The sequence below is a fragment of the Streptomyces noursei genome (assembly GCF_001646665.1).
Classification (GTDB): domain Bacteria; phylum Actinomycetota; class Actinomycetes; order Streptomycetales; family Streptomycetaceae; genus Streptomyces; species Streptomyces lavendulocolor.
Window position 1 is genome coordinate 52,468 of the sequence record NZ_LWBU01000169.1, and the last position, 18,271, is coordinate 70,738.

Sequence of the window (18,271 nt, forward strand, 5' to 3'; positions counted from 1 at the left end):
TCCGTATCAACTCGGGCGTCAGCCGGATGGGCGACCGGTGCGGCGGCCCGGCACGCTGGGGCGGGAACGGCACAGGCAACAGAAGCAGGAGCAATCGATGAAGGCACGTGCGGGGGCCGCAGCACTGTTGGCGGGGATTTGCGCGGTGGCGGTATCCGGGATCTTCCCGGCGGCCGCGGCGGTGCGGGCGTCGGCCCCGCCGCCCGCCGGCCTCAAGGCGGCCATCGAGCAGACGGTCGCGGACGGATTCCCGGGTGTCGTGGCGTATGCCAGGCACGGAAAGCGGGAGTCACGGATGGCGGCCGGGCTCGCAAACACGGCGAGCGGCGAGCGAGCACGGCCGGACCAGCGGTTCCGGATCGCCAGTAACACCAAGTCATTCGTGTCGACGGTGCTGCTGCAGCTGGAGGGCGAAGGACGGCTCTCGCTCGACGACAGCGTGGAGAAGTGGCTGCCCGGCGTGGTCAGGGGGAACGGCAACGCCGGCAAGGACATCACCATCCGGCAACTGCTCAACCACACCTCGGGCATATACGACCCCACCGATGAGCCGGAGTTCTTCGCCCCCTACCTGGAGCGCCAAGAATGGGGCCACGTTTACACCCCTCGGGAAGTGATCGCCCGCGCTGTCCGGCACAAGCCGCTCTTCGCGCCCGGCGGCGGCTGGTCGTACTCCAACACCAACTACCTACTCGCCGGTCTGGTGATCGAGGCAGTCACGCGTCACAGCGCGCCCTCCGAAATTCAGCGGCGGATTCTCGTCCCGCTCGGCCTGAAGGACACCTCCTTCCCGGTGACCGACCCGGCCATTCACGGCCCTCATCTGCACGGTTACGACCTCGCGGGACGCGATGTGACCCGGTTCAGCCCGTCGTACGACTGGACCGCCGGGGCCATGATCTCCACGGTCGACGACCTGGCCCGCTTCCACCGGGCCCTGTTCACCGGCAAGCTGCTGCGCCCCGGCCAGCAGCGCGAACTCCTGACGACGGTGCAGTTCCCCGGAAAGCCGGCGTACGGACTCGGCGTGCAGCGCATGGACGTGCCGTGCGGTTCGGAGCCGAACAGCAAGCGGATCAGCGTCTGGGAGACCGACGGCGCCGGACCCGGCTTCACCAGCGTGTCACTCAACACCGCTGACGGTGAGCGACAGTTGGTCCTCGCCGCCAATGTCTACGACCTGGGCGCGGAACTGAAGGATGAGCGGCCCGTCCCGCAAAGCAAGGGGCTGGAGAAGGCGCAGATGGCAGCCCTCTGCGACTGATGCGGCGTCAGTCGCCCCGGCTGACGCCTCTTCGTGCGCGGCGCGCGACCCGCCAGGAAGCGGGACACGATGAGCGTGCACTCAGTGATGACGCAGGGGGGCCGTGCCCGCAGTGCCATCCTGCCTGCTCGAACCCCTCCGGGACCAGTTCGCCGCAGGCCTGTCGGCCCGGGGAGAGTTCGTAGCGGACCACCCGCTCGGCTGTCACCGCCGTCGGATCACCGACCGGACGGTGTTCGAGGACATGGAAACGGTGTCTAAGGGCGAGCACCCGACGCCGTCGCGATCGCTTCGTCCAGGACCTCGCGCGAGCGGACCAGGTCGGTGATCAGGCGGTCGATGCGGGCGCGTTCGCGGGTGAGGTCGGCGACCAGGCGGGGCGTGGCGACCTCGGAGGGGCCGCCGTCCGTGTCGCGCATGCACGGGAGGAGCTGGGCGATCTTCTTGCTGTGGAGGCCCGCCGCGTAGAGCGCCTGGATGCGGATGACGCGGTCCACGGCCCAGTCGCCGTAGATCCGTTGGCCGCCCGGAGTGCGGTCGGCCGTCAAGAGGCCCTGCGTCTCGTAGTAGCGGAGCGACCGCTCGCTGACGCCGGTGCGACGGGACAGTTCACCGATTCTCATACTCACCTCGGCTGCCGCGAAGAGGACTTGAACCTGACACTGATGTCAACTCCTACGGTACCCGCATGACGAACACGCCTCAGGAATCCCGCCTGTTCCAGCCCTCCCGGCTCGGCCCTCTGGAATTGCCGAGCCGCCTGGTCATGGCGCCGTTGACCCGTAACCGTGCCGGTGCCGACGGGGTGCCTCAGCCACTCATGGCGGCGTACTACGCGCAGCGCGCGTCAGCCGGTCTGATCATCGCCGAGGCGACCACGCCGAACGCCGTGGGTCAGACGTACCCCAACATCCCCGGCATCCACAGCGCCGCCCAGGTGGCCGGCTGGAGGCAGGTCACCGACGCGGTGCGGGCAGCGGGCGGCCGGATGTTCCTCCAGCTCCAGCACGGCGGCCGGGTCGGGCACCCGGACACCAGCGGGCTGGTGCCGGTAGCGCCGTCCCCCGTGCCGCTCCCCGAGTCCATCCACACCCCGAGCGGGCGCCAGGACGCCGTGGTGCCCAGGGAGATGTCCGCCGACGACATCCGGTCCACGGTGGCCGACTTCGCCACCGCGGCCCGCAACGCCGTCGACGCCGGCTTCGCCGGGGTGGAGGTGCACGCGGCCAACGGGCACCTGCTGCACCAGTTCATGGCCCGGAACACCAACCATCGCACCGATGGCTACGGCGGTTCGGTCGCCGGCCGGATCCGGTTCGTGCGGGAGGTGGTGGGGGCGGTCGCCGCGGCGATCGGTCCGGACCGGGTCGGCCTGCGGATATCCCCGGGGAACACCGTCAACGGCATCGAGGAGGGCGAAACCCAGGCCCTCTACCCTGCGCTCCTCGAAGCTCTGGCGGATGACCGCCTCGCCTACCTGCACACCGTGTTCGCCGATCCCGAAGAACCACTGTGGCAGCAGCTCCGCAAGACCTGGGCCGGTACGCTCATCGCCAATCCGGCGCTCGGCTGGGGCGGCCCGCTCCCCGCCGACGGCGGCAGGCGGGCGGGTGAACGGCTGCTGGCCGCCGGTGCCGACCTGATCGCCCTCGGCCGGGCCTTCATCTCCAACCCCGACCTGGTCGACCGGCTGCGGACCGGCGCCCCGCTCAACCCGCTCCGGGACGAGGGCTGGATGTACGCGGGCGGCGAGATCGGCTACACCGACTACCCCATGCTCGCCGCGTAAGAGCGCGAAGGACGCGCCCGGACAGGCCCGGACCGTCCGTCATTCAGCCGTTTCCCGAGTATGTCATTGCAGTCGAAAATCCCACCATGTGATGATCTCTCCATGACCGTGAACGGGGAGGGGTACGGGACGGATGAGCCGCAGCTCGACCGGACTTCGGGGCTGGCCGACCTGGACGGCGCACCGGATGTTCCCGCCGTACCGAAAGTAACGCCGCCCCTCTCCACCGCCATCGACCCGGCGGCAGGGCGGCGTGAATTCGCCGCCCTGCTCGGCGAGTTCCGGCGCACCGCTGTGCTGGTGCCGATCGATCCGTACGGAAGCCTCTGGACCGCCGAACACGGCGGGGTCCGATGGATCTGCGCGTTCTCGCACCAGGAGGCTCTGGCACGGTTCGCGCACGCCCGTGGTGAGGCCGGGCACGAGTGGACCTACCGGACGGTGCTGGGGGCACGGCTGCTGGATGTGCTGGTGCCGAAGCTGGGTGTGCCGGCGGGTGTGGCACTCGACGCGGGCAGCGAGGACGGGGTGGTGTTCCCGCCGGTCGAAGGCATCGTGCCGGACGCGGCGGCTGTCGGGCTCGGGGGGACGCGGTGAGCGGTACGGATCCTGATCTCGCGGCGTCCAACGCCGGTTTCCGGCTGATCGCCGCGGGCATCGACAAGGCGCACGGGGAGCTCAAGGACCTCGGCATGATCGGCGAGGCGACCGCCGGCCGTGGCTTTTCGGAACTGTCGCTGTCCGGGCTGGAGTTGGGGCACGCGGGGCTGGCCGCCGGGTTCAAGACGTTCTGCGAGCGCTGGGAGTGGGGTGTCCGGGCGCTCATGCAGCGCGGGAACAACTTCGCCGCGGCCATCGGTCTGTCGGCGGGGGCCTTCCACGAGCAGGAGCAGTACGTCAAGGACACCCTGAAGATCGCCGTGAACGGGCTGAACGGCAATCCGCACCTCAGCGAGGACGAGGTCAAGGCCAAGGGCTGGGACGAGATCAAGTCCCAGACGATGTACGACGACCCGGACTACAGCCTGGGGTCGATGGCTGCCGCCCAGCAAAGCGTCGAGCAGACGTGGAAGGACACCGGCTACGACCTCGAGGACGCCGCCCTGGACTCGCTGGAGCACGGCGGAGTCCTCGACCCGACGATGCGCGAGGCCATGGACGAGCACGCGCGCGAGAGGTTCGATCCCTCCCAGGAGGCGGTCGAGCGTGCCGAACGACCGGTGTGGGGGAACGAGTAGATGACGGACTGGCTCGGCAAGCTGGGGGACGCCTGGGAGGCCGGCGAGAAGGTCGTCGGCGTGGGCGTCGACAAGGGCACCGATGTCCTCGGGGAGGTGCTGGACCACGTCGGTGCGGAGGGTGTCGCGGACACCGTCACCGACTGGGGCGACAGCGCGGCGTCGGCTCTGGGGGCGGAGGTCGGTGAGAAGCAGCTCGGCCAGAGCGAGGAGCCCGCTGAGCTGATCCACGGGCAGGCGTCCAAGATCACCGCCAGTGCGAAGAACCTGCGCGACTTCAGCGCGGCCTTCAACATGGTCGGCGCCGGCATGAAGGGACTGGACGACGCGCACTGGAAGGGTGAGGCCGCCGACGCCTACCGTGAGACGTTCCAGCTCCTGCCCACCGACTGGCTGCACGCGGCGGACGCCTTCGAGGCCGCAGCGGCGGCGCTCACCGCGTACGCCGCGACGGTGACCGCGGCGCAGGGCATCGCCAAGGAGGCGGTCGCCCTGTTCAAGCAGGGCATCGAAACGTCCCAGAAGGCCGTCGACGCGCACAACAAGAAGGTCGACGCCTACAACAAGGCCCGCACCAGTGACGCCCCGCTGCCCGAACCCGGCCCGTTCACCGACCCCGGCCAGGCCCAGCGCGACCAGGCCCAGGAAATCCTGGAGAACGCCCGCCGCCAGCGCAACGAGGCCGCCGAGAGGGCCAACCAGATCGTCACCGCGGCCCTCGCCCACGCCCCCGCCGAGAAGTCCGCCATGGAGCGCGCCAAGCTCGGCCTGATGGACCTGGCCCTGGGCAACGGCGTCGAATCGATGCACTTCGTCGGCGGAGCCGTGAAAGGCACGGTGGGGCTCACCAACTTCGTCCGCTCGCTCAACCCGCTCGACGGGTACAACATCACGCACCCGGCCGAGTTCTACGAGAACGTCAACATGACCCTGGCCGGAGTCGTGTCCAGCGTGGCCCATCCCGACCGGGCGCTGAAGGACGCGTGGGAGGGATTCAAGGAGGACCCGCACGAGTTCCTGGGCCGGATGCTCCCCGAGGCGGTCGGTACCAAAGGTGCCGGTGGGCTCAAGTCCCTGGTACGCAAGGGCGTGGACGACGCGAAGGGCGGGGGTGGCAAGGGACAGGCAGCCCACGACGGCGACCCGAACGACACGAGCCGCGAGGGGTGCGACAAGAAGCTCTGCGGGGACCCCGTCGACATGGCGACGGGCCGGATGGTCCTGCCGCAGACGGACATCACCCTGCCGGGCTCACTGCCCGTGGTGTTCACCCGCACCTTCGAGTCGTCCTACCGCACCGGGCGCTGGTTCGGGCCGACATGGGCGAGCACCGTCGACCAGCATCTGGAGATCAACGCGGAGGGCGTCGTCTTCCTCTGCGAAGACGGCAGCCTCCTCGCCTACCCGCACCCTGCACCCGGTGTGCCGGTCATGCCCACCCACGGCCGCCGCTGGCCGCTGGACCGCGACCGGGACACGTACACGATCACCGACCCCGCCACCGGCCGGGTCTGGCACTTCACCTCACACGGCCCCGACCTGGCACTGCTGACACAGCTCGACGACCGCAACGGCCGCTGGATCGCCTACGAGTACGACGAGTCCGGCGCTCCGGCCTCGATCGTGCACCACGGCGGCTACCACCTGAAGCTCACCACCGCCGAGGGCCGTGTCACCGTGCTCCACCTGGCGGGCGCCGCCCCGGACGGCACCGACCAGGAGATCCTCCGCTACGGCTACACGGACGGTCATCTGACCGAGGTCACCAACTCGTCGGGCCGTCCGCTGTCCTTCGGCTACGACGAGCACGGCCGCATCACGTCGTGGACGGACACCAACGGAAGCCACTTCGACTACGTCTACGACGACCGGCACCGCTGCGTCTACCAGTCGGGGTCCAACGGCCACCTCGAATCCCACTTCACCTGGGACGACACGGACGCGGACACCGGCCTGCGGCAGACGTCCGTCACCGACGCCCTGGGCCACACCACCCGCTTCCTCATCAACGAACGGTTGCAGGTCGTCGGCGAGATCGACCCTATGGGCGCGGTCGTCCGCTCCGAGTACGACCACCACAATCGGCTCCTCTCCCGCACGGACCCCCTCGGCCACGTGACCCGCTTCACCTACGACGAGGCGGGTCGGCCGACCGCGGTGGTGAGACCGGACGGCCGCGAGATGTCCGCCGAGTACAACGCGCTGGGCCTGCCGGTCCGGGTGCGCGGCGCGGACGGCACGGTGGTGCGCCAGACGTACGACGAGAAGGGCAACCCCACGTCGGTCACCGACCCGACGGGCGCCACCACCGCGTTCACCTACGACGCGACCGGCCACCTCACGACGACCACCGACGCGCTCGGCCACTCGACCGCCCTGCGCTGCGACCGCGCCGGCCTCCCCGTCGCGATCACCGACCCACTCGGTGCGACCGTCCACTACGAGCGCGACGCCTTCGGCCGCCCGGTCACCATCACCGACCCGCTGGGCTCGGTGACCCGCCTGGGGTGGACCGTCGAAGGCAAGCTGGCCCGGCGCACCGAACCGGACGGCACCGAGCAGTCGTGGACGTACGACGGCGAGGGCAACTGCCTGTCGCACACGGACGCGATGGGCGGGGTCACGCGGTTCGAGTACACGGACTTTGACCTGCTGACGGCCCGTACCGGCCCGGACGGAGTGCGCTACGAGTTCCGGCACGACGCGAACCTGCGACTGACGCAAGTGCTCAACCCCCAGGGGCTGGCCTGGACGTACACGTACGACGCCGCCGGACGCCTCCTGTCGGAAACCGACTTCGACGGGCGCGTCCTGACCTACGCGCATGATCCGGCAGGCCGACTGACCTCCCGCACGAACGGCCTGGGGCAGACGGTCCGGTTCGATCACGACGCCCTCGGCCGGATCGTCCGCAAGGACGCCGAAGGGGCGGTCAGCACCTACGAGTACGACGTCTTCGACGAACTGGCGGTGGCGACGAGCCCGGGCGCAAGGCTGGAACGAATCCGCGACCGCCACGGCCGTCTGAGGTCGGAGACGGTCAACGGCGCCTCGATGTCGTTCACCTACGACGCCCTCGGTCGCCGTACCGGCCGCACGACCCCGACCGGTGCGGCCAGCACCTGGTCGTACGATGCAGCGGGCCGTCGCACCGAACTGGTGACGGGCGGCCGGACGCTGACGTTCGAGCACGACGCCGCGGGCCGAGAACGGGCCCGGCACATCGGTGACACGGTCAGTCTCCTGCACGAGTTCGACGCCCTCGGCCGCCTCACGGACCAGCAGGTCAGGGGCCTCGGCCGCACGGTCCAGCACCGCACGTACACCTACCGCCCGGACGGCAACCTGATCGGCCTCGAGGACCAGCTCGCCGGAGACCGCACCTTCGACGTCGACGTCACCGGCCGCGTCACCACCGTCCACGCGGACGGCTGGTCCGAGCGGTACGCCTACGACGCCGCCGGCAACCAGACGGAGGCCACCTGGCCCACCTCCCACCCCGGCCACGAGGCCACTGGCCCCCGTGCCTACACGGGAACCCGCATCACCCGCGCGGGCAACGTCCGCTACGAACACGACGCCCAAGGCCGAGTCCTGGTCCGCCAGAAGACCCGCCTCTCCCGCAAGCCGGAGACCTGGCGCTACGCGTGGGACGCGGAGGACCGGCTGGTGTCCGTGATCACCCCGGACGGCACGGTGTGGCGCTACCTCTACGACGCGCTCGGCCGCCGCATCGCGAAGCAACGTCTGGCGGCGGACGGTGCATCCGTGGCGGAGCAAGTCCTCTTCACCTGGGACGGTGCGACCCTCTGCGAGCAGACCACCTCCGGCGACACGCTCCCCAGCCCCGTCACCCTCACCTGGGACCACGACGGCCTGCACCCGCTGACCCAGACAGAACGCCTTGGTGCCGCGGACGCTGCGCAGGACACGGTCGACGAACGCTTCTTCGCCATCGTCACCGACCTGATCGGCACCCCGAGGGAACTCGTCGACGAGTCGGGCGCCCTCGCCTGGCACACCCGCAGCACCCTGTGGGGCACCACTGCCTGGGCATCCTCCAGCACGGCCTACACACCACTTCGCTTCCCGGGCCAGTACTTCGACCCGGAAACGGGGCTGCACTACAACTTCTTTCGGCACTATGACCCGGAGACGGCCCGTTACTTCACGAAGGACCCACTTGGTCTCATTCCGGCGCCGAACCCATCAACGTATGTTGTCAATCCGCATACCGTTTCTGACCCAACTGGGTTGTCACCGTGCCCTGAGCACCTTTTCCGTGGGACAACCAGAGGGTTCGAGGGAAGTCCGGGGGTACAGCGGCACGGCATCACACCGACGTCGTCAGACCCGGGTGTCGCCACCGTGTTCGCGACTCAGGCAGAAAGATTCGGGGATGCGATCGTCGAGGTTTATACACGGGCAGCGCTGGAGGGAGTACCAGTCCACCCCGGGTACATTGCTCGCGAAGCCGAATGGCCGGTGGAGCTGAGTCCGGCGGAGCTGTCGTCCCGCGCATCAGTACAGGTGCCTTCTTCGGTAGCACGGGACATTTTGGCCGGGATGGGGATACACGTGCCACGTAAGATTGGCAACGGTGACATCGATCCCATTCTTGAATACGACGTACCCAAACTTACCGCGGAGCAGATCGCCCGCTTCGTCGAGGAGGCGCACCGACGTGCTGGATAATTCGGATGAGAAGGCGACTCTCACCATCGAAACGATCGAGTCCCTGAAACCAGGTCACGTCGGTGGGAACGACGACATCGCCGTGTGTGTGGTTCGGTGTATCGAGGGAACGGCCCGGCTGGGCATGCTGTTCCAGCACCCCGGGGGGGCCACAGGCGACGCCGACACTGTGGCGGCCAAACTCCGGCTTTCTTCCATCGAGTGGTACGGCAAGCAGGTCGACCAGCTGGATACCGTTCACTCCGGTAAGGTCACGCTGACCGGGGTTGGCGCGGCAACGCTATCCAGGCGGGATGTCTTGAGCTCGGTAGCGCACGGCTAACCGACATCCGCCTTGACGTCCCACGAGCGTCCCGTGGCGCGCTAGGGTATCTAAGGTGGATTTTGAGCTGTGAATGGTCACAGTTATGCGAATGTTTTCACGGACGAGCAGTGGTTGGTATTGGCGGCATCGTTACCAAAGGGGGCGAAGGCAGGTGGCCGCCCGTCTCGCCCGGCGACAGTTGACCGACGGAATACGGCTCAAGGTCCAGCCCCTTTTTCCCGTGCGGGGCGTCCTCGTCGAGTACGGATTATGGGGGCCGGGTCCACTCTGGTACGAAACGGACGGGGAAGGCCACGCTCAGTCCTGTGAATCAGACCAGCGTCGCTCAACTCTCCTGCCGCTCCGACCACTTCCGCGTCCTGCTGTCCCCCACGCCTCGCGGCGCGCGGCTCGCCCGGCTGCTGGCCGTCGAGTGGCTCAGGACCCGGCACGAGGTGCCGTACCGCGTGGCCGAGGCCGCCGCACAGGTCGTCGCGGAGCTGGCGGCGAACGCCGCCACGCACGGGCGGGTGGCCGGCCGGAGCTTTCGGCTCACGCTCCTCTGCGACGGCGGTGTCCTACGGGTCGAGGTGACGGACACCCGGGCCGACGACCTCCCTCGCCGCCGATCGTCGGCGCCCGACGCGGAGTCCGGTCGTGGGCTGCTCCTCGTCGAGGCGCTCGCCGACCGCTGGGGCGCCGGGGCCGGGCCCGCGCCGCAGAAGACCGTGTGGGCGGAACTCGACCTTTTGCTGTCCTGACCGGCGTACGGGAAACGGGAGTTCGGTGGGCCCACCGGTCTACCAAGCAACAACGAGAGAGAAAGAAACCGCACCGAACCCCACCCCTCCTCCCCCTCACCGAGCCGCTCACTCACGCGGGTGAAAAACACCAACTCGGCTGGCTTTGGGAAGGGTTGCTTGATCTACGCTCAGCGCGACACACCACATGACCGCTGACATACGTCGGCCCCCGCCGGGACCGCTAATCCCAGTGCGGGGGCCTGACCATCAAGGAAGAAGCGCTTCCCGATGGATAACCGGAACACTAGCGCGCGCCCGCGCGCCCAGTCCCGTAACGACGGGAAAAACCACCCCTCCCGGGGAGCCCGCAAGGCCACGCGCCGCGGCGGCGTCATCCACGACAACTCCCGCCACACCACCCGCTTCACGGTGATCGGCAACCACCTCGCCCAGCACGCCGAGCTGTCGCTCGTGGCGATCGGCCTGGCCGTCCACATCCAGTCGCTCCCCGCCGGGGCCCAAGTCGACATCGAGACCCTGGCCGACCGCTTCCCCGAGGGAAGGATCCGGATCGCGGGCGCCCTGCGCGAGCTGGAGGCCCACGGCTATCTGCGGCGCACGCGTGTACGCACCGACGGGGGCCTCATGGTCACCCGCACGGTGTCCTGCAACCAGCCCGGCCGGACCGGCGCCGCGGAGGAGCCGAAGCCCCGGCCCCGGCGCGGCACCGACCAGCCGGCCCGCCGCCGCGCGCTGCCCGCCGTACCGCAGCCCGCGTACCCCGCGCCCGACCTCCTCCAGACCGCCCTCGGGGTGCTTTCCGGTCTGCGCCGCGAGGATCCCCGGCTGCTGCTCTCCGCCACGGACGCCGACCACCTGGTCCCGGGCGTCGCCGCGTGGCTGGAGCGGGACCTCACGCCCGAGGCCGTCCAGCGGGCGCTGACCACCGGCCTGCCACCGGAGCCGCTGCATCGCCCGGCAGCCCTGCTGGCCCACCGCCTCGCCGCCCAGCTCCCGCCCCTGCCCGCCTTCCGTACACCGGACACGCCCGCGGCGGTCAGGCATCCGCTCCAGAACTGCGACACCTGCGACCGCGCCTTCCGCGGCCCGGAGCCGGGTACCTGCGGCCTCTGCTCCGCGGAACGGTGATTCGCCCGAAGGATCCCGCCGCCAGGGCCACACCGGGTGAGTCACGCGTACTGCCTCTCCCGACCACGCCGAAGCCGTTCTCCCGCACACGACAGGACCGCATGTGCCCACCTTCGCCGTCAACGGATTCCTGCCCCTGGGCCGTCACTCGGTCGCGCTCGGCGACGCGGAATCGATGCTGGTCAGCGCGCCACAGTTCCGGGACTCCCCGACGCGCCGGACACTTTGGGACGGGCTGATCAGCTATCTCGATGTCTTCCTCGCGCTGGAGGACACCTATGAAGGCCTGCTGAACGGCATCCCCCTCATCCACCGGGTATGGCTGGGCGGCAGTTTCGTCAGCACGAAGCTCGACCCGCGCAACATCGATACGACCCTGCTGATCGACACCGACGCGGAGCGTTCCGTCCGCGGGCATCCCGGCTCCAAATGGCTGACCACCGCCTTCCAGAGCCGCGACAGGATGCGGGAGAAGTACGGTGTCTCCCCCGTCCGTATCGGGTACCGACGTGTTGCCCATGTCTTCGAGCCGGAACGCTTCACACCCGAAGAGCGGACATACTTCACGGAAAGAGGTGTGTGGGACGACTGGTGGCAGCGCTGCCGACTGCCCGACCAGGAGGACCGATCGCCGTCCGAACGCAGTGCCGCCCCGGCACGCGGGTACCTGGAGGTGCGACTGTGACCGGCGACAGCTGGCGCGACCGCAGGCGCGCAGCCCTGGGCGACGACCCGGCCGCGAAAAGCGCTACGGCGCGCCTTCTGGAGACGCTGGGCACGGAGGACAGGGACGAAGACGAGATCGAGGCGGATCACCGGTCGAGCCGCCTCGCGGCGGTACGCGAGTACAGCCCGCACGCCCGCCTCGACGAGGAACTCCGAATCCGTCTGACCGGCCCCGACACCGACGGCGGTGCCCTGCGCTTCCAGTGGGGGCACGCCCTCCTCCACCCGGTCGAAGCCGCTGTCTCGACGGCCGCCGGCACACCGGTGCAACTGGAAGTCACCGGCATCTCCTCGGGCAGTACGGTCATCCATGCCCGGCCGGTCACCAACCCCGCCGCCGGCCCGCCCGGCACGTTCGACGCACGCACCGCATCGGCGGCGAGCACGGGCATGGGCGCACTCACCGCACTCCTGCGAGCCCTTGAGAACGAGAGCGACGTCCGTGAGTGGGCCCGGCTCTTCGATGCCGTCGACTCGCTGTCCCGGGCCCTCGGCAAGTACCGGCTCGACCTGGGTCTGACCTGGTACGACGCCGACGGTGGAACACGCCGGGCGAAACTGTCCGAGCGCGGCCGGCACTATGTGGAGCGTCTCCGGCAGACGCACGACCGGGATCAGGAGATCACGATCTCCGGGCGCATCACGGAGCTCCGTGAAAGCGGCTGGGTGAAGGTGAAAGCCGGGGCAGCCAAGAACGCGCACGCCTACGACGTCCGTTTCGAGGATCCGGAGGAGCTGGTCCGCATGCGCCCGGTGCTCGGGGACAACGTCCACTTCCGCGTTCGCTTCCGGCAACGGCTGGATGCCGTGGGCATCACCCGGTCGACCGATTTCACGTATCTCGGCCGCGCGTCGGAGCAGACCGCGCTGCGCGTCGACGGATAGGGGACCCGCCGCGCAGGTGGGCCGGACCACGCCCGCGGGCAGAGAACCGGAAAGGCCCGGGATCCGTGGATCCCGGGCCTTTCGGTGGCTCGTGCGCGTGCCTACCGCGCCGCGTCCGGGTGCACCGCGTCCGTCACCGGGCGGGCGTCGGAGGGCTTGTCCTTCGCGACCGGCTTGCGGAGCGCGATGTTCAGCTCCTTGAGGCGGGCCTCCTCCAGCTCGGTCGGGGCGCCCATCATCAGGTCCTGGGCGTTGCCGTTGAGCGGGAAGGCGATCGTCTCGCGGATGTTGGGCTCGTCGGCGAGGAGCATGACGATGCGGTCGACGCCCGGGGCGATGCCGCCGTGCGGCGGGGCGCCGTACTGGAAGGCGCGGAGCATGCCGGCGAACTCGGTCTCGACGGTCTCGCGGGAGTAGCCGGCGATCTCGAAGGCCTTGAACATGATGTCGGGCTCGTGGTTCCGGATGGCGCCCGACGACAGCTCGATGCCGTTGCAGACGATGTCGTACTGCCAGCCGAGGACGTCCAGCGGGTCCTGGGTCTCCAGGGCCTCCAGGCCGCCCTGCGGCATCGAGAAGGGGTTGTGCGAGAAGTCGATCTTCCCGGTCTCCTCGTCCTTCTCGTACATCGGGAAGTCGACGATCCAGGCGAAGCGGAAGACGTTCTCCTCGAAGCGGCCGGCGCGCTTGGCGGCCTCGACCCGGACCGGGCCCATGATCTTGGAGACCTCGTCGAACTCGCCCGCGCCGAAGAACACGGCGTGGCCGGGCTCCAGGCCGAGGCGCTCGGTGAGGACCTTGACGTTCTCCTCGGTGAGGAACTTGGCGATCGGGCCGGTCAGCGCGTTGCCCTCGCCGACGCGGACCCAGGCCAGGCCCTTGGCGCCGAGGGAGACGGCGTAGTCGCCGAGGCCGTCGAAGAACTTGCGCGGCTGGTCGCCGGTGTCCGGCACCGCCAGGGCGCGGACGTGCTTGCCGGCGAAGGCCTTGAACTCAGAGTTCGCGAAGACGTCGGTGATGTCGACGAGTTCCAGGTCGGTGCGGAGGTCCGGCTTGTCGTTGCCGTACTTGAGCATCGACTCGCGGAACGGGATCCGCGGGAACGGGGAGGTGACGTGGCGGCCGCCGCCGAACTCCTCGAACAGCTCCGTCATCAGCTTCTCGATCGGCTGGAAGACGTCCTCCTGCTCGACGAAGCTCATCTCGACGTCGAGCTGGTAGAACTCGCCCGGCGAGCGGTCGGCGCGGGCGTCCTCGTCGCGGAAGCAGGGCGCGATCTGGAAGTAGCGGTCGAAGCCGGAGATCATCAGCAGCTGCTTGAACTGCTGCGGGGCCTGCGGCAGCGCGTAGAACTTGCCCGGGTTGAGGCGGGAGGGGACGACGAAGTCACGGGCGCCCTCGGGGGAGGTCGCGGTGAGGATCGGGGTCGCCATCTCGTTGAAGCCGAGGGCCACCATCTTGGAGCGGATGGCGGCGATCACGGCCGAGCGCAGCATGATGTTGCGGTGCATGCGCTCGCGGCGCAGGTCGAGGAAGCGGTACTCCAGGCGCCGCTCCTCGTTGACGCCGTCGTCGGTGTTGATCGTGAACGGCAGCGGGGCGGAGGCGCCCAGGACCTCGACCTCGGCGACCTCGACCTCGACCTCGCCGGTGGGAAGCTCGCTGTTGATGTTCTCGGCCCCGCGCGAGACGACCTTGCCGTCGATGCGGACGACCGACTCCTTGGTCTGCTTGTCGAGTGCCTCGTACGCGGCGGTGCCGGGACGGGCGACGAGCTGCGTGATGCCGTAGTGGTCGCGCAGATCGATGAAGAGGATGCCGCCCAGGTCGCGCCGATTGTGCAGCCAGCCGCTGAGCCGGACGTCGGTGCCGACGTCAGAGGCGCGGAGCTCGCCGCAGGTGTGGGACCTGTACCGATGCATCGTCGTTCATCCAGTCTTCGGGGAGAGGGTTTGGCTCGACCCGTCAAGGTTACCGGGCTCGCCAAGATCGCCGGGGCACAGCTCGGTGGCGGCCGGTCCGGTCGTCTTCTTAGAGTGGGGCAATGCGTACCGAGGACGTCCTGGCCGCCATCGCGACCGGTCTGTGGCGCTGGGACAACGCCTCCGGGATCGTCACCCTCGACGCGGAGGCGGCCCGGCTGCTCGGGCTGCCCGCCGAGCCGGTGGAGCTGACGGAGGCGGCCGTGCGGTCCCGTTTCCACCCGGTGGACTGGAACGAGATCGACGGGGTCGTCAACCTCGCCGTGGCGGAGGGCACCCTCGCCGAGGCCCGGCTGCGGATCATGGACGAGAACGGCCGGGTGATCCGTACCGTACGCAGCCGGTCGAAGCCGTTCGTCGAGGGCACCGACTACCAACTGGTCGGCACGTTGCAGGAGGTCGCCGAGCCGCAGCCCGGCACGGCGGCGCGTACTCCGGTGACAGGTGACTGGCGGCGGTCGCGGGAGGCGTTCCTGCTGGACGCGGGGCGGGCGCTGGCGGAGGCCCGGTCGACGGCCGAGGTGCTGCGGGTGGCGGCCTCGCTGTCGATGCCGGGTTTCTCGCCGGACGGGCTCGCGGTGTTCGGCGTCTCGGGCGACCGGCTGACGATCATCGGCCACCACGGGCACGAGGCGGGCGACGACGGACCGTTCACGGACATGCCGCTGGAGACCGACTACCCGGCGGCCGAGGTGGTGCGGACCGGGCGGGCGATCTACCTGCCGACGCCGGAGGAGTACCGGGCCCGGTTCCCGGTGACCTGGCCGCTGGCGCAACGTTTCGGCCGGGAGTCGTGGGCCTTCCTGCCGCTGATCGTCGCGGGGCGCACGATGGGCGCCTGGATGGCGGCGTTCACCTATCCGGTGTCGTTCACGCCGGACGAGCGGTCGGTCCTGACGACGGTCGCGCGGATGCTGGCGCAGGCGCTGGCGCGGGCCGGGGTCGCCGAGTCGGAGCGCGAGCTGTCGCTGGGCCTCCAGCGCACGATGATGCCGGTGCTCGGCCCGGCCATCCCCGGCATGGAGGTGGCCGCGCGGTACGTGCCGACCGGCGGCGGGTTGCAGGTCGGCGGCGACTGGTACGACGTGATCCAGCTGCCCGGGGGCACCTCCCGTACCGGAGGCCGCGGGGGAGGCCGGGTCGCGCTGGTGATCGGCGACGTGCAGGGGCACGACGTGCGGGCGGCCGGGCTGATGGGCCAGTTGCGGATCGCGTTGCGCGCGTACGCGTCGGAGGGCCACCGCCCGGACGCGGTGCTGTCCCGGGCCTCCCGTTTCCTGTACGGCATCACGGACGGTACCGAGGGCGACCACGGGGCGGCGCGGTTCGCGACGTGCCTGTACCTGGAGGTGGACCCGGCGACGGGGACGCTCGACATCGCGCGGGCGGGCCACCCCGACCCGGCGATCCGGATGGCGGACGGCACGGTGATGCTGCGGCCGACGGCGGGCGGGCTGCCGCTGGGCATCGTCCCCGACACGGACTACCCGACGACCCGGCTCACCCTGGAGCCCGGCGAGACGCTGATGGTCTGCACCGACGGGCTGCTGGAGACCGGCGGGCACGACCTGGAGACCGGGTGGGCGCGGATCCGCACGCTGCTGGAGCGGCACGACCCGGAGGGCGAGTCGCTGGAGGCGCTGGCCGACAGCCTGGTGCAGGCGGTGCACGGGCCGGGTTCGCACCACACCATCGGTCCGCTCGCCGACCGGCGCGAGGACGACATCGCGGTGCTGCTGCTGTCGCGGACGGGTGCGCCGGCGCGGACGGCCGCGGCCCGGCGTACCGCGATGACGATCGCGCAGGCCGAGCCGGAGCGGATCGCGGCGGCCCGGCAGCACCTGCGGGAGCTGCTGCACGACTGGGCGGACCCGGAGCAGGTCGACTCGGCGGTGCTGATGGTGTCCGAGATGGTCACCAACGTGCTGGTGCACACGGACGGCGACGCGCTCCTGGTGGCGGAGGCGACCGGGGACCACGGCAAGCGGCGGCTGCGCGTCGAGGTGGCGGACGCCAGCGACGAGCTGCCGCACCGGCGGCGGCCGGGGGAGATGGCGTCGTCGGGGCGCGGGCTGATCCTCATGGAGATGCTGGCGCACGAGTGGGGCGTCGACCCGCGCGGCGAGGGCAAGTCGATCTGGTTCGAGCTGCACGAGGGGCGCGACGGGCAGCCCTGACGGCGGGGCGGAGGCCCTGACGGGTGGCTTCCCGGAGACCGGCCGGGGCGGGGGCCCGGGTGGGTGGCTTCCCAGGGACGGCCGGGGCGGGCGCTACGGCCCCTCGGCGGCGTACAGCTTCCGCAGTTCGCCGATGACGCCGAACGCGGCCGCGGTGAGGGGGACGGCGAGGAGCATGCCGAGGATCCCCGCGACGGACGCGCCCGCGGTGATGGTGATCATGACGACGGCCGGGTGCATCTGGACGGTACGGCTCTGGATCACCGGTTGCAAAACGTGTCCTTCGATGAGCTGTACGGCGAGGACGACGCCGACCGTCCACAGGGCGATGGCCGCGCCCCGGTCGGCGAGCGCCACGAGGACCGCGACCGCCCCGGAGAGGAACGCGCCGAGGTACGGGATGTACGCGCCGACGAAGACGAGCGCACCGAGCCCCGCGGCACCCGGGACGCGCAGGATCAGCAGGCCGACCGTGATGAGGAGGGCGTCGATCAGCGCGATGAACGTGGTGCCGCGCATGAAGCCCTCGACGGCCTCGAAGGCGCGGCGGGCCATCGCCTCGACCGGGTCGGCGCCGCTCCTCGGCACCAGGGAGCGCAGCGCGCCCATCGCGCGGCCGGAGTCGCGCAGGAAGAAGAAGACGAGCAGCAGGGCGAGGACGGCCATGGCGGCCACCTCGCCGACGACGCTGAGGCCGCTGATGACGCCGGACGCCGCCGTACCGCCGAACTTGCCCAGCAGTTCCCTGGCGTTGCCGGCGAGGTCGTCCAGCGAGGTCCCGGCGGCGCCGAAGTGCTCGGTGAGGTCGAGGGCGGCGCGGCGCAGCGAGGTGACGATCTGGTCGCCGGTGTCGACGAGCGCGGCGGCCACGATGTAGCCGGCGCCGCCGACGACGGCGACCACTGCGGCGCAGGTCAGCCCGGCGGCCAGGGACCGCTGGACCTTCATGGCGAGGAGCCTGCGGTACAGCGGCCGGAGCAGCGCGGTCCCGAGCAGGGCGAGCAGTACGGGGGTGACGGCGGTCCGCAGCGTCACGCACAGCCATACGCCGACCGCCGCCACACCGGCGAGGAGCAGGAGGACGACGCACCAGGCGGCGACGCGCCGGACGGGCTCGGGGAGCGTGTGCACCCCTCAACGGCACCACGCCCCCGGCACCCCCGCCCCCGGACACCCCCCGCCCGGGGGACGGCCGGCCGCCGGCTTAAGCGGACGGCCGGCCCCGAGGGGCTCAGGCAGGCGGCCGGCCTCGGGGGGCTCAGGCGGACGGCGGCGCCCGTCGGGGCTCAGGCGGGCGGCCGGCCCGTGCTGGCGGACGC

Annotated in this window: 14 protein-coding genes; 11 read left to right on the forward strand and 3 right to left on the reverse strand. The window is 70.4% G+C overall.

The genetic code is table 11. From position 1 onward, the window contains the following. Positions 1–97 precede the first annotated feature (97 nt). Positions 98–1,264 (forward strand): serine hydrolase domain-containing protein, encoded by a 1,167-nt coding sequence (locus A4V12_RS13950; RefSeq protein WP_064069648.1) that lies wholly within the window; start codon positions 98–100, stop codon positions 1,262–1,264. 257 nt (positions 1,265–1,521) lie between these two features. Here A4V12_RS13950 and A4V12_RS13955 read toward each other — a convergent pair whose 3' ends face one another. Further along, entirely contained in the window at positions 1,522–1,887 is a 366-nt protein-coding gene (locus A4V12_RS13955) for a MerR family transcriptional regulator (protein WP_064069649.1), read from the reverse strand. Between the two features lie 65 nt (positions 1,888–1,952). On the opposite strand from A4V12_RS13955, the gene A4V12_RS13960 reads away from it, so the two are divergent. The 9 genes from A4V12_RS13960 to A4V12_RS14000 all read left to right on the forward strand — a co-directional run bounded on the left by A4V12_RS13960 (position 1,953) and on the right by A4V12_RS14000 (position 12,793). Beyond that, the gene (locus A4V12_RS13960; RefSeq protein WP_064069650.1) at positions 1,953–3,053 is read left to right on the forward strand and encodes an alkene reductase; all 1,101 of its coding nucleotides are present in this window, start codon (positions 1,953–1,955) and stop codon (positions 3,051–3,053) included. Positions 3,054–3,155: 102 nt separating this feature from the next. Further along, the gene (locus A4V12_RS13965) at positions 3,156–3,650 is read left to right on the forward strand and encodes an SseB family protein (RefSeq protein WP_107415406.1); all 495 of its coding nucleotides are present in this window, start codon (positions 3,156–3,158) and stop codon (positions 3,648–3,650) included. Next, positions 3,647–4,291, forward strand: coding sequence for a hypothetical protein (locus A4V12_RS13970; RefSeq protein WP_064069651.1), 645 nt, complete (start codon positions 3,647–3,649; stop codon positions 4,289–4,291). Before A4V12_RS13965 ends, A4V12_RS13970 begins: the two co-directional genes overlap by 4 nt. Next, positions 4,292–8,986, forward strand: a complete 4,695-nt coding sequence (locus A4V12_RS13975; protein ID WP_064069652.1) for a putative T7SS-secreted protein — start codon at positions 4,292–4,294, stop codon at positions 8,984–8,986. Next, a complete protein-coding gene (locus A4V12_RS13980) occupies positions 8,976–9,308 on the forward strand; it encodes a hypothetical protein (RefSeq protein ID WP_064069653.1) in 333 nt (110 codons plus the stop codon). Before A4V12_RS13975 ends, A4V12_RS13980 begins: the two co-directional genes overlap by 11 nt. Before the next feature lie 308 nt (positions 9,309–9,616). Further along, a complete protein-coding gene (locus A4V12_RS13985) occupies positions 9,617–10,051 on the forward strand; it encodes an ATP-binding protein (protein ID WP_064069654.1) in 435 nt (144 codons plus the stop codon). Between the two features lie 270 nt (positions 10,052–10,321). Beyond that, complete coding sequence (locus A4V12_RS13990; RefSeq protein ID WP_064069655.1) at positions 10,322–11,182, forward strand: hypothetical protein; 861 nt, start codon at positions 10,322–10,324, stop codon at positions 11,180–11,182. 103 nt (positions 11,183–11,285) lie between these two features. Then, on the forward strand, positions 11,286–11,867 hold the full coding sequence (locus tag A4V12_RS13995; RefSeq protein WP_064069656.1) for a DUF6932 family protein: 582 nt from the start codon (positions 11,286–11,288) through the stop codon (positions 11,865–11,867). Then, on the forward strand, positions 11,864–12,793 hold the full coding sequence (locus A4V12_RS14000) for a hypothetical protein (protein ID WP_064069657.1): 930 nt from the start codon (positions 11,864–11,866) through the stop codon (positions 12,791–12,793). The genes A4V12_RS13995 and A4V12_RS14000 overlap by 4 nt, the downstream gene beginning before the upstream one ends. A 101-nt stretch (positions 12,794–12,894) precedes the next feature. On the opposite strand, the gene aspS is transcribed toward A4V12_RS14000, so the two are convergent. Then, complete coding sequence (gene aspS, locus A4V12_RS14005; protein WP_064069658.1) at positions 12,895–14,715, reverse strand: aspartate--tRNA ligase; 1,821 nt, start codon at positions 14,713–14,715, stop codon at positions 12,895–12,897. Positions 14,716–14,837: 122 nt separating this feature from the next. On the opposite strand from aspS, the gene A4V12_RS14010 reads away from it, so the two are divergent. After that, entirely contained in the window at positions 14,838–16,952 is a 2,115-nt protein-coding gene (locus A4V12_RS14010; RefSeq protein WP_064069659.1) for a SpoIIE family protein phosphatase, read from the forward strand. A 93-nt stretch (positions 16,953–17,045) separates the two neighbouring features. Here A4V12_RS14010 and A4V12_RS14015 read toward each other — a convergent pair whose 3' ends face one another. Then, positions 17,046–18,083 carry an AI-2E family transporter gene (locus tag A4V12_RS14015; RefSeq protein WP_064069660.1) on the reverse strand — a complete coding sequence of 346 codons (1,038 nt, stop codon included), beginning with the start codon at positions 18,081–18,083 and terminating at the stop codon, positions 17,046–17,048. Positions 18,084–18,271: the final 188 nt, after the last annotated feature.

What these genes read in the sequence shown, in the direction of transcription:
- A4V12_RS13950 (WP_064069648.1), top strand. Translation starts at nt 98, where the DNA reads ATGAAGGCACGTGCGGGGGCCGCAGCACTGTTGGCGGGGATTTGCGCG.
- A4V12_RS13955 (WP_064069649.1), bottom strand. Translation starts at nt 1,887, where the DNA reads ATGAGAATCGGTGAACTGTCCCGTCGCACCGGCGTCAGCGAGCGGTCG.
- A4V12_RS13960 (WP_064069650.1), top strand. Translation starts at nt 1,953, where the DNA reads ATGACGAACACGCCTCAGGAATCCCGCCTGTTCCAGCCCTCCCGGCTC.
- A4V12_RS13965 (WP_107415406.1), top strand. Translation starts at nt 3,156, where the DNA reads ATGACCGTGAACGGGGAGGGGTACGGGACGGATGAGCCGCAGCTCGAC.
- A4V12_RS13975 (WP_064069652.1), top strand. Translation starts at nt 4,292, where the DNA reads ATGACGGACTGGCTCGGCAAGCTGGGGGACGCCTGGGAGGCCGGCGAG.
- A4V12_RS13990 (WP_064069655.1), top strand. Translation starts at nt 10,322, where the DNA reads ATGGATAACCGGAACACTAGCGCGCGCCCGCGCGCCCAGTCCCGTAAC.
- aspS (WP_064069658.1), bottom strand. Translation starts at nt 14,715, where the DNA reads ATGCATCGGTACAGGTCCCACACCTGCGGCGAGCTCCGCGCCTCTGAC.
- A4V12_RS14010 (WP_064069659.1), top strand. Translation starts at nt 14,838, where the DNA reads ATGCGTACCGAGGACGTCCTGGCCGCCATCGCGACCGGTCTGTGGCGC.